Source organism: Caballeronia choica, assembly GCF_001544535.1.
Taxonomy (GTDB): Bacteria; Pseudomonadota; Gammaproteobacteria; order Burkholderiales; family Burkholderiaceae; genus Caballeronia; species Caballeronia choica.
In genome coordinates, this window is sequence record NZ_FCON02000192.1 from 1 (window position 1) to 11,850 (window position 11,850).

Consider the following 11,850-nt stretch of genomic DNA (forward strand, 5'->3'; position numbering starts at 1 on the left):
TTTCTTTGCAGCAGCAAAGAAAGTGAGTCCCGCCCCGGACAGGGGCAGAGCAAATAAACCAAAAACAAAACAAGTTCCATAGAAGCCCAAGCGCATCAAACGGTGTAACCCAACCCCAACCCCAACCCCCACCCCAAGCGCCAGCGATCACCCCCGGGCAGGAGCAAATAAACCAAACCCAAACACCACGAGCGACGCTCAAATCTTCCGCCGCGTAACCGACACCGCCCGCGCCACCGCGCCTTTGAGCACCTCATACCGCACCGGCTTCAAAAGATAATCGAAGAAGAGAATAGCCGCACCCGGATCGACGAGTTCGGGCGCATACGCGCTCACCGCGATGATCGGCACACTCGCGCCCGGAGCGAGCCGCGCACGGTATTCCTGCGCGAACGAATACCCGTCCTTGCCCGGCATGTGCAGGTCAGCAAGGATGACGTCCGCTTCGTTCGATCCGAGCCACGCGAGGGCGCTGTCCACCTCGCCCATCGCGATCACCGAATACCCCAGGTGCGTAAGCATTTCGCTGAGCGACTCGCGAATCGATTCATGGTCGTCGATCACGAGCACGCGCGACTTCCTGAACGGCTCGGTGACGGCAGGCTGTTCGCGGCGCTCCGGCAGGCTTTCGACCGACACCGCCGGCAGGCTCACGCGAAACGCGGCACCCTGCCCGACCTCGCTCGATACCTCGATCCGCCCGCCCAGCAGGTCGACGAGCCCGCGCACCACCGCGAGCCCCATGCCGGCGCCGTCGAAGCGGCGCGTGCTCGACGAATCGAGTTGCGTGAATTCCTGGAAGATGAACGGCATCTGCTCGCGCGCGATGCCAGGGCCGGTATCGATCACTGAAATGTCGAGGCGTGCATCCGAACGCTCGAAACGCACGTCGATGGAGCCGGCATCCGTGTACTTGATCGCGTTGGTCACGAGGTTCGTCACGATCTGGCGCAGGCGGTGCTGGTCGGTTTCGATCGGTCCGCGCCGCCCGAGAAATTCGCCGCGCAATTCAAGCCCTTTGGCGGTCGCGGCCGGTGTGTTCGCATCGACGATCGAGTCGAGCAGTTCGAGCGGATCGAACACGGTCAAACGCAGTTCGAGCTTGCCGGCACCGATCCGCGCATAGTCGGTCAGGTCGCGCATCTGCGCTTCGAGATGGCGCGCGCCGGTTTCGAGCCGCTGGATGATCCTGCGGTCCGCGTCTTCGCGCAGGTTCAGCCCGAGCAATTCCACCGACGATACGATCGCATGCAGCGGCGTGCGCAGTTCGTGGCTGATCATGCCGAGGAACGTGTCCTTCGCGACGCTCGCCTCGCGCGCGGCGCGCGTCGCCTGATGCTCGGCTTCCAGCGCGGCGCGCTGCTGCTCGATCAGGCGCGTGCGCCGGTAACCGTTGAGCAGCAGCAACGTGGTGGCCGCCGCCGACAGCAGCGCAAGCAGGATGCCGCCATAGATCAGGTAGCGGCGCTTGGCCTCGAAGTCCCGCACGATGCTTTCGCGCTCGGCCACGTCCACCATGCGGCGTCCGTTCGAAAGCTCGGTGACCGCCGCGAGGTTCTGGCGCAGCACGCCGGTGATGCGCAGCGTTCGCTGCGGGTCCTGGTCGATGGTGTCGACATCCGATGAGATCGATGAGAGCGCATTCGACAGTTGCCGCAGGATCTCCTCCTGCCGGTTGCGCAGCGCCTCGTGGCCCACGAGCATCTGGGTCGAAGCCGCGACGATGTTGAGCTTCGATTCGAGGATCTCGTAGCGCAGGCGCACCTCGTCGGCTTCCGAGTCGATGCCGCCGCGGTACAGCAGCACCTGGTTCGCGAGGCGCCCGTAGGCGATCTCCATCTGCGCGGCGTCCCAGTAGAAGCTGTCGTAGGAGACGACGCCCTGAAGCGGCGTCTGCTTCACGAGCAAGCCCGTGTAGAGCATGTACGCGACCGCGCCGATCGGCGGCGCGATCGCAATCGCGATCAGCGCCGCGTACCAGATGCGCCGCCACCACGGACGCGTCATTTGAGGTTCAGCGCTTTGACCTGCCATACGAATTTGCCGTCGGCGGCAGCGCCCGTCAGCTCGGACGGGTACGCGTCGCGTGGATAGATCAGGAAGAGCGGGCCGAAGTCGCGCACCTTGAGGCGCTTGCCGTTCATGCTGTACGCGAGGATCGCGCCGTAGCGTTGCGCGTCGCTTGCCGGCACGGTCACCGTGTAGTCGTCGAGCGTGTGCAGTTCCACCGCCGAACCGTTCGCGCCGACGAGCTTCAGCACATCGGAGAGCAGCGGGCCGGTGAAGGCCGAGGTCGGCGTCCAGCGGGTCGACGTCGTGATCGTGTGCGCGGGCAGGCTCAGCAGTTCGGCCTCGGAGATGCGGTAGACGGTGTGCGACGCGTCATTGGTCCGCGAGATTTTGCCCTGCACTTCGAGTTCGAGCGGCGCCGCGTGGACGGCGTGTGCCATCAGCATCAACACGGGCAGCAGCCACCGCGCGAGAGTGCGCAAACCGAGAGCCACCATCAGCGCGCCCCGTCGAAGGCCTTCGCCGCGCGCGCCGACGCAACGACGATCAGTTTCATCGTGGCACGCGTCGCGCCAACGAAAAACTTGCGCGCGGCCTGTTCGTCGAGGGCGTCGAAATCGACTTCGGTCAGGATCACGCACGGCGCCGATTGCCCCTTGAACCGATAGATCGATTCGAGCAGCACGTCGCCCTCGCGATACTCCGGGTTGCCAAAGAGATCGTAGCCGCCGGTAAAGCTGCGCAGCCGATGCGGCCCGAGATGCTCGACGCCGGTCAGCACCGACCCTTCGCGCCCGCGAAACGACAGCACCGCGATATCCTGCTTCCTGAAGCCTAGCGCCAGCGCCTGCGTGATCGCGCGCTTGGTCGCCTCGATCACTTCGTCGGCGTGACCGCTTTCGTACGTCGACAGGCTGACTTCCGAGCCGTCGAACGGGCTGCCCGCGTCGAGCCGCACCTCGCGTCCGACGATGCGCCGGATATACGCGAGCAGGTCGCGCGGGCTGCGGTAGTTGGTGGTTTCGCGCAGCGTCGTCCAGCCGGCCAGCGGGACGCTTTCGCGGAAATAGAGGTTCTGCATCGGGTCTTCGAGCCACCACCATGCGCCCTCGGGCTTGAGCAGCCGCGCGAGGGCATCGACCCATGCGGCGTGGAAATCCTGCCCTTCGTCGACGATCAATACGTCGAACTTCCACTGCTCGGGAACCGCCACATTCGCGAAGCGCTCCTCCAGTGTGGCGAACGCGTTCGGCTGGCTGAAATCGGGCGGGCTGCCGGCATCACGCGCGACCGCCGCACTCAATTGATGGTAGTTCGCGATCTTCGCCTCGGGCGGCGCGACGCGCCGGATGTGGTCGGCGAGCGGCCGGTTGAAGCAGACGTACAGCACGCTCTTGCCCTTCGCGACGGCATCGCGCATTACCTGCACCGCCAGTTGGGTCTTGCCTGAGCCCGCCGTGCCGATCACGCGCAGGCGGAACGGCTCGAATTCGAGCCTGCACGCCCCCGTCGCGAGACCGCCCGAAAGGCGGGTGACGAGCATGTCCGCCTGGCCGACGAGCGCGTTGGTGTCGGGCGTGAGCGCCAGTTCGTCGGCGAGAAAATGATGGATGCGCGCGGACGATTCGAAGCGCGGTTCGTCGGGCGGCAGGATCTCCAGCACCACCGCCGGCAGCTTGCGCTTGCGGCTCGCATCGACGATACGAGCCGCCGGCACGCCCGCTATCGACGCGTCCTTCACCGTGTAGTCCGGGCAATACAGAAGCTCTTCGATGCGATACGTGCCCGCGCCGAACGCGGCCGTGAAGCGCCGATGCAGGTTTTCGAGCGTGCGCGCAAGCTGGATCGCGACGTTGCGTTCCTTCTGCAGATAGACCTTCACGAGACCGGCGGGCGTCTCGCGCAGGAAGCCGGCCTTTTGCTCGATGACGAGGACGCGTCCCGACGGCGCGACGACCACGAAATCCGCCTCGCCGAAGACCGAAAACCCCTCGTTGATGCGCGTCCAGTGCACGCCGTGATAGACCGTGTAGTCGGCGGGGAGCTTCTCCAACAGCGAGAGCGTCTCCAGTTCGCGCACGGCGGCGCCGGTTGCTTCGAGGTTTTTCCAGTCGTCGGGAACGATTCGAGCCATGCTTCGCCTTTGCGGTTCTATGCGCGGAGTGGGAGCGTGGGGGTATTGTACGCAACGCGCTCATGGGCCCGGTTTTGGGAAGCCTCGTCGGTTTCCACCCTCCGTGCGTCATGCGCGGCGTGATTCGGAATGAATCGCTGATCTTCGCCCGGCGCATCCCGGATCGCCCAGAACGCTTGCGCATGCGCATCCGATGAAGCAAGCGCCGCGTCGCCCACGATGCCCTCCTCCAGCATGGTGGCCAGAAATGCTTCAAATGCGATTACCCCATGCCGCCGCTGATTGATACTATTTACCCCGCTGCATGCAGCCCGGATTCGACGCCCGCTTCCACGGCGAAGTGCGTTCGCGGGCACGGCCATATCGAGTGATGTATGAACCCACCACGATTTTCATCGAAAGCGCGCCTGGCGCTCAACCTGTCGGCCGTTCATGAAACGCTATGAGGTGCTGGCCGATGCGATAGCGAGGGAGATCCGCTCGGGCAACCTGCCCGTCGGTTCCCGCTTGCCGTCGCTGCGGCAGATCACGGCGCAGCACGGAGTCAGTCAGTCGACCGTGTTTCGCGCTTATTACCTGCTCGAAGAGTGGGGTCTCATTCGTGCGCGCGAGCGATCCGGCTACTTCGTGGCGCCGGGCGCGGGCATCTCGTTGCCGCAGACGCCTCAGCCAGCGCAGGCACCGGCACAGCGTGCGGCCGCGCTCGCGCAGTCGGCGAAAGTCGATATCAGCGATCTCGTGTTTTCCGTGCTCGAAGCCGCGAAGCATCCGGGCTTCGTGCCGCTCGGTTCGGCGTTTCCGTCTCCGCGACTCTTTCCCTTGCAGCGCCTCGCGAAGTCGCTCGGACAGGCGAGCCGTCTCGTGAACGCGTGGAGCACGGTCGTCGATCTGCCACCGGGCAACGAACAGTTGCGTCGCCAGATCGCGTTGCGCTATCTCGCGATCGGCATCGCGCAGCCCATCGAGGAGATCGTCGTCACCAACGGCGCGCTCGAGGCCCTCAACCTTTGCCTGATGGCGGTGACGCGTCCCGGCGATGTCGTGGCGGTGGAGTCGCCGGGGTTCTACGCCGCGTTGCAGGCGATCGAGCGCCTCGATTTGCGCGCCGTCGAGATTCCCGCGAACCCCGTGACGGGCCTCGACCTCGACGCACTCGCCGAAGCCCTGCAAACGCAGCCGATTCGCGCTTGCTGGTTCATGACCAACTTCCAGAACCCGACCGGTGTCACGCTCACGGTCGAGAAAAAGAAGGCGCTGGTCGAACTGCTCGCCGAGCACGACATCCCGCTTATCGAAGACGACGTCTATGGTGAACTGCACTTCGATTCCGACTATCCGCTGCCCGCCAGGGCCTTCGACAAGAAGGGCCTCGTAATGCATTGCAGTTCGTTCTCGAAGACGCTCGCGCCGGGCTACCGGATCGGTTGGGTAGCGGCGGGCCGCCATGCGGACAAGGTGCAGCGCCTGAAGCTGATGACCACGCTATCGGCGAGCATTCCGGATCAGGCCGGCATCGCCGACTATCTCCAGCACGGCGGCTACGACAAGCATTTGCGCAAGCTGCGGGGCGCGCTGCGCAGCCAGCTCGCCGACATGAACGCGGCGCTCACACGCTGGCTTCCTCCGAACGTGCGATGGTCGCAGCCTTCGGGCGGCTATTTCCTGTGGCTCGAATTGCCCGCGACCATCGACGCGATGCAGCTTCACCGGCTGGCCGTCGAGCGCGGCATCAGCGTGGCGCCCGGCCCGATCTTCTCGGCGCGGCACGGATTCAGGCACTGCATCCGGCTGAATTTCGGGCATCCGTGGAGCAAGGAAATCGAGGAAGCCGTGCGCACGCTGGGCTCGCTGATCGAGCACGCGGGCGAAGCGAACGGCCAGGCGGGCGATCAGGCGGGCTAGCCGCCGCTCAGTGCGCCACGCTCACCGCGAGCCGCGCCAGAGAAAACAGCACGGCGCCGAAGCCGCCCGCGAGCACCACCGCCATCACGGGCAACATCGGCAGCTTCACGCCCGCCATATCGGCCTGGTGCGAGGCGCTCTTCCTCACCCCGAAGAAACTCCACAGCACGATTCTCATCATCTTCAGGAAGTTCATGGTCCGCTCCTTGGTTTCTTTCACGGCTTCATGATCGGCTGATACCAGCGCCCGAAACAGCAGCAGTTGCGGAGAATTCGAGAGAGCAGTCGGACATGCAGAGTCGGTCGCGAATGCTGCCCTCTGCTATGCGAGGATTCGCGGCATCTGCTTCTTTACCTCGCGCAACGAGGCTCATATCGTTGGCTACCCACCTGAGACACGTCTGCCCGAAACGGCAGACGACCCGCGCCCCATGTACCAATACACCGAGTTCGACAAATCCTTCGTGAAAAGCCGTGCCGCCCAGTTCCGCGACCAGTTGGAACGCTGGCAAAGCGGCAAGCTGAGCGAGGACGATTTCCGGCCTTTGCGTCTGCAAAATGGCTGGTATGTGCAGCGACATGCGCCGATGCTGCGCGTCGCCGTGCCGTATGGCGAGTTGTCGAGCGCGCAATTGCGCGTGCTCGCCCGTATCGCCCGCGAATACGACGAGCCGGAGGCAGAGGTTTATCAACGGGCCGCCGATGCCCAGCGCAAGCTCGGCACGACGCACCTGCCCACGCATTACGCCCACTTCACCACGCGCACGAACGTCCAGTTCAACTGGATTCCGCTAGCGAAATCGGCCGATGTCATGGACCTGCTCGCGAGCGTCGACATGCACGGCATCCAGACGAGCGGCAACTGCATCCGCAATATTTCCTGCGATGAACGCGCGGGCGTCGCTCCCGATGAAATCGCCGACCCGCGTCCCTTCGCGGAGATCATGCGGCAATGGACCACGCTGCATCCCGAGTTCGCGTTCTTGCCGCGCAAGTTCAAGATCGCGATCACCGGCGCGACGGAAGACCGGGCCGCGACGGACTGGCACGACGTCGGCCTGCACCTGTTGCGCAACGATGCGGGCGAACTGGGATTTCGCGTGTCCGTCGGCGGTGGCATGGGACGCACGCCGGTGATCGGCACGGTGTTGCGCGAGTTCCTGCCCTGGAACCAGATCATGAATTACATCGAGGCGGTCGTGCGCGTGTACAACCGCTACGGACGGCGCGACAACAAGTACAAGGCGCGCATCAAGATACTCGTGAAGGCGGAGGGCCAGCGCTATATCGATGACGTGGAGGACGAATTCCGGCAGATCGTCGAGCACGACGGCGGACCGCATACCCTTGCAGAAGCCGAGCTCGATCGCGTCAGCGCCTCGTTCGTGCCGCCCCGGCTGCACCACCGGATCGCTCGTGACAACGCAGCCGCGCTCGCTGACGACGCGGTCCGGCATCCGCTCTTCGCGCGCTGGCTGCAGCGCAACGTGGCGCTGCACAAGAACCCGGACCTGCGCATCGTCACGCTCTCGTTCAAGCGCCTGTTGCAAGCGCCCGGCGACGCATCCGCCGATCAGCTCGACCTGGTCGCGAACCTCGCCGAGCGCTTTTCGGCCGGTGAAGCGCGGGTCACGCACACGCAGAACCTGGTGTTGCCGTGGGTGCGCGCCGACGATCTCTTCGCGCTCTGGGAAACGGCGCGCGACGCGGGCCTCGCGAGCGCCAACGTGCAATTGCTGACTGACATGATCGCGTGCCCCGGCGGCGATTTCTGCGCGCTCGCCAATGCACGATCGATTCCGGTCGCCGAGGCGCTCGCCGAGCGCTACCAGGACCTGGACGAACTCGACGACATCGGCGAGATCGACCTGCACATCAGCGGCTGCATCAACTCGTGCGGGCATCACCACAGCGGGCATATCGGCATTCTCGGCGTCGACAAGGACGGCGAGGAGTGGTATCAGGTCACCCTCGGCGGTTCGGACGGCTCCGCGACGAGCGGTGCGGCGCAACCGGGCAAGGTGATCGGACCGTCGTTTTCGGCGGCGGAGGTTCCCGATGCCATTGAGGCGATCCTTTCGACCTATCGGGATCTGCGACGCCCTCACGCACCGCCCGCCCGCGAGACGTTCATCGACACGCTTCAGCGCGTCGGCCTCGATCCGTTCAAGGCGGCCGCGAACAGTGCGCGGGCGAAGGCGGAGGTGACCGCATGAGCGCAACGCGTCTGAAGATCCTGACATCGCGCGATCACGCGGACGACAGCTCGCATGGCGTCGTCAAACTCGCCAACGATGCCGACCCGCTGACGCTCGAAGGACACCTTGGCGGGATCGCGCGGATCGAACTGGACTTTCCACACTTCACGGATGGCCGCGCTTATAGCCAGGCTTACCTGCTGCGCCGCAGGCTGGGTTTTGCCGGCGATCTGCGCGCGACCGGCGACGTGCTGCTCGATCAACTCGTGCAGATGGCGCGCACCGGTTTCTCAAGCGCGGTGCTCAAGGACGGGCTCGATCCCGCCGACGCCAGCCGGCAATTCGAGCGCTTTCCCGCTTTTTATCAGCGCGATACGACTGGCAGCGCCTTCGAAGGCGCGTAATGCGGGCGCAAAAAATTGGGGCGTGCTGCTATCGGTGGATCATGCGGAGGCGTCGGCGCCTGTGTTGGCTCTCGCGCCTCACAAGCAAGGACGCGTTCGCATGCGCCATGCCGGTCCGTTCCCGTGAGCCAGATAGTCGGCTTGATCTTCGGAGCACTGTCCAGGTGCCGCACTTGTGGCCCTCAGCTCGGAACGTCGCGCGCGCGTGCCGCCCGAGCGCTGCGCACCCATTCCGATGTGGCAACCGATCCCGCGACGGCAATCAAGATGGGAATCAGGAACGCCTGACTCGGCTGAGTCATCTCGAAGACCAGCGCGACGGCCGTCAACGGCACCCGCATCGAGGACGCAAGAAAGGCCGCCGCACCGATCACGGCAAACGCTCCCGGCGGCGTGCCCGGCCATAGCGCCGACCACGCGCCACCCAGCACGATCGCCAGCAGCGCGCCATTGCACAAGCCCGGGGTCAGCAAGCCGCCCTCAGCGCCCGCGCGAAGACTCGTCCAGACGATCAGCACGCGCAGCAGCAACAACATGGCGGCGAGGCGCACTGGCACCGAACCGTCGAAGCCGACTTGGGCCGGTCCCTTGCCGTTACCCAGCAGGATCGGGACGTGCATCGCGAGCAGGCCGATGAAGAGGAAGTTGAGGAGGCACAGAACCGGCAGCAAGCCATCGCGCGGCGCGTGCGCTCGCGCGGAACCGGTGAGCTTCGTGAACCGATACGCCGCGAGGCCGATGAGCGGTCCGGCCAACGCCGACCACACCATCAAGGAAGGTGTGGACGCATAGTGCGGCACGCCGTACTGCGGCAGGTCGCCGAGACCCGTTCGCGCGACGAGCGCGGCGATCACCGACGTGACGACCGCCGGCACCAGCGCACGCCAGCCGAAACTGCGCAGCAACGCTTCGAGGACATACAGGGCGCCCGCAAGCGGCACGTTGTAGACCGCGGCGAGTCCCGCGCCAGCGCCGCACGCCACCATTACTTTCGATTCGTCCAGCGTCAGCCCAGCGCAGGAGGACAGCTTGCCCGCGATCATCGCAGCCACTTCACGCGGGGCGACTTCCCGCCCTAGCGGCGATCCCAGCGCGACCGTCACGATCTGCAGCAGCGCGTGGCAGGTGGTCGCGACGACAGGCAGGCGCGGATCGTTGCCGGCCACGGCACGGCTGATGCCGACGAGCGGCCTGCACCAGCGGTACACCGCCCACCAGCCACCCCCGGCCACCAGGCCGCAGACTGCGAGCACGGCCACTCTGCGCCACGCGCTGGCTGCCTGCACGCCGTCCTGGAAGCTCTCGCCGCGAAAGAGCGGCGTGAGGCTGTATCCGTACGCGAGGTGCTGGATCGCGTGCAACAACGCGGCGAGTCCGAGCCCGGCGAGACCGCCTGCGAGCCCCGTCATACCGACGACGGCAGCCCACCTCAGCGCATGGCTGGCTTGGCCGTCACCGCGGGTGACGACGGACTGTGAGAGGAGTTGCACGCTTAGCGCTCCGCTATTTCGCAAGTGCCTGGTTCAGCATGCTGCCGGCCAGTGCGGTTGCACCCAGCGCCGCGGGCGTGTTGCGCAGCGGGTTCAGCATCATGAAGTCATGCATCGTGCCGAGGAATCGTACCGCCGTCACGTTGACGCCGGCCTGAGCGAGCTTGTGCGCGTACGCCTCGCCTTCGTGACGCAGCACGTCGTTCTCGTCGGTGATGACGAGCGCCGGCGGCAAGCCCTTGAGGGCGTCGAGCGAAGCGCGCAGCGGCGAGACGTGCGGGTCGTTCGCCTGTGCTTCGGTGGCGTTCGGCAGATAGGCATCCCAGAACCACTTCATGGCCGCCTTCGTGAGCCACGGACCATTCGGGAATGCCTCGTATGTCGAATCATCGAGCGTGTAATCGGTGACCGGATAGAACATCGCCTGGAAGCGAATGGCCGGGCCATGGCGTTCCTTCGCCATCTGCGCGACCACGGCCACCATGTTGCCGCCCACGCTGTCGCCCGCGATCGCGAGGCGACTCGCGTCGACATTGAATTCGTCGGGGTGCTCCGCCACGTATTTCGTCGCGGCGTAGTCCTGCTCGATCGCCACCGGGAAATGCGCTTCCGGCGAAGGCTCGTATTCGACGAACACGACGGTTGCATGTGCACGGGTGGCAAGCTCGCGCACCAGTCGGTCGTGCGTACCCGCATTGCCTAGAATCCAGCCGCCGCCATGAAAGTACATGATGACCGGCGTTGCGCCCTTTGCATCGGCCGGACGGACCACGCGAACCTGGGTCTTTCCAGTCGGCCCGACCGGCAGCGTAACTTCCCTCTCTTGCGCGGGCGGGAGATCGCCAGGATTGGCCTGGAGATCATCGAGCACCTTGCGCGCCGCTTGCGGCGTCATGGTATAGAGCGGAGGCCCGCCCGCAGCGGTCAGCTTGTCGATGAACGCCTGGGTCGTCGGTTCGAGTTGTGGAACGGTGTCCGCCGAGGCGGCATTTGGAAACGAACCGGCAACCAACGCCGAGCCGACAGTCATCAATGAATCGAGCTTCTTCATCTGCCATTCTCCGTAGTACCAGCGCAAGCCGGCCGTTTAAAAGACGCATTCCGCCGATGTGCCGGATCGACTCGATGTGGCCCGGCGGATGACGTCACGGTATCGGAGCGGCATTGCCCAAACCATCCCTACATTGGTTTGCTAGAGGGATGCGATGGTTTGGATGACTTGTGATATCGGGGGAGGAACGGTCGCCTTGTGGAGCGGACGAATTACGCCCGGCACGGTGTGGAGCGGGTTTGTCAGGAGAGTATACGTAGGTATGAAAAGGCCTGTCCTGGCGATGCGGATCATCCGCAATCGCTATCCCTAGGCACGGAAGTGCGCTCCGTTCGGCAATGCGGACGCCTGTACCATCTCGCTCGGATGCGGAGTCAGCAGACTCTCATCGCGTGACAGCGGCATCGGACACGGCTCTTTGCAATCACACTCATGTGTGCGCGGTCATGCCACCGGCTGTCTGGTGGGTCGCTCGCAGGATGGCTCGCGAACGCCGATTCTCTTAAGATGAAGTCATGCGGCGTTTAGGCGTGTGCTACGCGAAGCCCTCGCCGCCTGCGAACGCAGACGCCGAGAAATGGTGCTCCCCAACGCAAACACCCCACCTTTGTGGGGTGGGGTGTTTGTTTAAAGCATGAGGAGCCTGACGATTACCTACTTT

General features: G+C 64.9%; 9 protein-coding genes. 3 read left to right on the forward strand and 6 right to left on the reverse strand.

Going from position 1 to position 11,850, the window contains the following annotated elements; translation table 11 throughout:
• Positions 1–198: 198 nt before the first annotated feature.
• Genes AWB68_RS38845 through AWB68_RS38855 form a run of 3 tightly spaced genes read right to left on the reverse strand, consistent with a single transcriptional unit; the run spans position 199 to position 4,144 of the window.
• Complete coding sequence (locus AWB68_RS38845) at positions 199–2,034, reverse strand: ATP-binding response regulator (RefSeq protein WP_087649518.1); 1,836 nt, start codon at positions 2,032–2,034, stop codon at positions 199–201.
• Entirely contained in the window at positions 2,004–2,456 is a 453-nt protein-coding gene (locus tag AWB68_RS38850; protein WP_235028744.1) for a putative pterin-binding protein, read from the reverse strand. The genes AWB68_RS38845 and AWB68_RS38850 overlap by 31 nt, the downstream gene beginning before the upstream one ends.
• 50 nt (positions 2,457–2,506) lie before the next feature.
• Positions 2,507–4,144 carry an ATP-binding domain-containing protein gene (locus AWB68_RS38855; protein ID WP_087649520.1) on the reverse strand — a complete coding sequence of 546 codons (1,638 nt, stop codon included), beginning with the start codon at positions 4,142–4,144 and terminating at the stop codon, positions 2,507–2,509.
• A 432-nt stretch (positions 4,145–4,576) separates the two neighbouring features.
• Between AWB68_RS38855 and AWB68_RS38865 the strand changes: the two genes are divergently transcribed.
• Positions 4,577–6,046 (forward strand): aminotransferase-like domain-containing protein, encoded by a 1,470-nt coding sequence (locus tag AWB68_RS38865; RefSeq protein ID WP_087649522.1) that lies wholly within the window; start codon positions 4,577–4,579, stop codon positions 6,044–6,046.
• A 7-nt stretch (positions 6,047–6,053) separates the two neighbouring features.
• On the opposite strand, the gene AWB68_RS38870 is transcribed toward AWB68_RS38865, so the two are convergent.
• Complete coding sequence (locus tag AWB68_RS38870; protein ID WP_087649523.1) at positions 6,054–6,242, reverse strand: DUF2970 domain-containing protein; 189 nt, start codon at positions 6,240–6,242, stop codon at positions 6,054–6,056.
• Between the two features lie 235 nt (positions 6,243–6,477).
• Here AWB68_RS38870 and AWB68_RS38875 point away from each other — a divergent pair, with 235 nt between their 5' ends.
• Positions 6,478–8,262, forward strand: coding sequence for a nitrite/sulfite reductase (locus AWB68_RS38875; protein ID WP_087649524.1), 1,785 nt, complete (start codon positions 6,478–6,480; stop codon positions 8,260–8,262).
• Complete coding sequence (locus AWB68_RS38880; protein ID WP_087649525.1) at positions 8,259–8,648, forward strand: DUF934 domain-containing protein; 390 nt, start codon at positions 8,259–8,261, stop codon at positions 8,646–8,648. Before AWB68_RS38875 ends, AWB68_RS38880 begins: the two co-directional genes overlap by 4 nt.
• 182 nt (positions 8,649–8,830) lie before the next feature.
• Here the strand turns inward: AWB68_RS38880 and AWB68_RS38885 are convergent, their stop codons facing one another.
• A complete protein-coding gene (locus tag AWB68_RS38885; protein ID WP_125483193.1) occupies positions 8,831–10,057 on the reverse strand; it encodes a chloride channel protein in 1,227 nt (408 codons plus the stop codon).
• A 94-nt stretch (positions 10,058–10,151) separates the two neighbouring features.
• Positions 10,152–11,189: an alpha/beta hydrolase gene (locus AWB68_RS38890; RefSeq protein WP_087649526.1), complete on the reverse strand. Its 1,038-nt coding sequence runs from the start codon at positions 11,187–11,189 to the stop codon at positions 10,152–10,154.
• Between the last annotated feature and the right edge of the window lie 661 nt (positions 11,190–11,850).

Excerpts from the sequence above, each read along its gene's own strand:
- AWB68_RS38845 (WP_087649518.1), bottom strand. The coding sequence starts at position 2,034 with ATGGCAGGTCAAAGCGCTGAACCTCAAATGACGCGTCCGTGGTGGCGG.
- AWB68_RS38850 (WP_235028744.1), bottom strand. The coding sequence starts at position 2,456 with ATGCTGATGGCACACGCCGTCCACGCGGCGCCGCTCGAACTCGAAGTG.
- AWB68_RS38855 (WP_087649520.1), bottom strand. The coding sequence starts at position 4,144 with ATGGCTCGAATCGTTCCCGACGACTGGAAAAACCTCGAAGCAACCGGC.
- AWB68_RS38865 (WP_087649522.1), top strand. The coding sequence starts at position 4,577 with ATGAAACGCTATGAGGTGCTGGCCGATGCGATAGCGAGGGAGATCCGC.
- AWB68_RS38870 (WP_087649523.1), bottom strand. The coding sequence starts at position 6,242 with ATGAACTTCCTGAAGATGATGAGAATCGTGCTGTGGAGTTTCTTCGGG.
- AWB68_RS38875 (WP_087649524.1), top strand. The coding sequence starts at position 6,478 with ATGTACCAATACACCGAGTTCGACAAATCCTTCGTGAAAAGCCGTGCC.
- AWB68_RS38880 (WP_087649525.1), top strand. The coding sequence starts at position 8,259 with ATGAGCGCAACGCGTCTGAAGATCCTGACATCGCGCGATCACGCGGAC.
- AWB68_RS38885 (WP_125483193.1), bottom strand. The coding sequence starts at position 10,057 with ATGACGGGGCTCGCAGGCGGTCTCGCCGGGCTCGGACTCGCCGCGTTG.
- AWB68_RS38890 (WP_087649526.1), bottom strand. The coding sequence starts at position 11,189 with ATGAAGAAGCTCGATTCATTGATGACTGTCGGCTCGGCGTTGGTTGCC.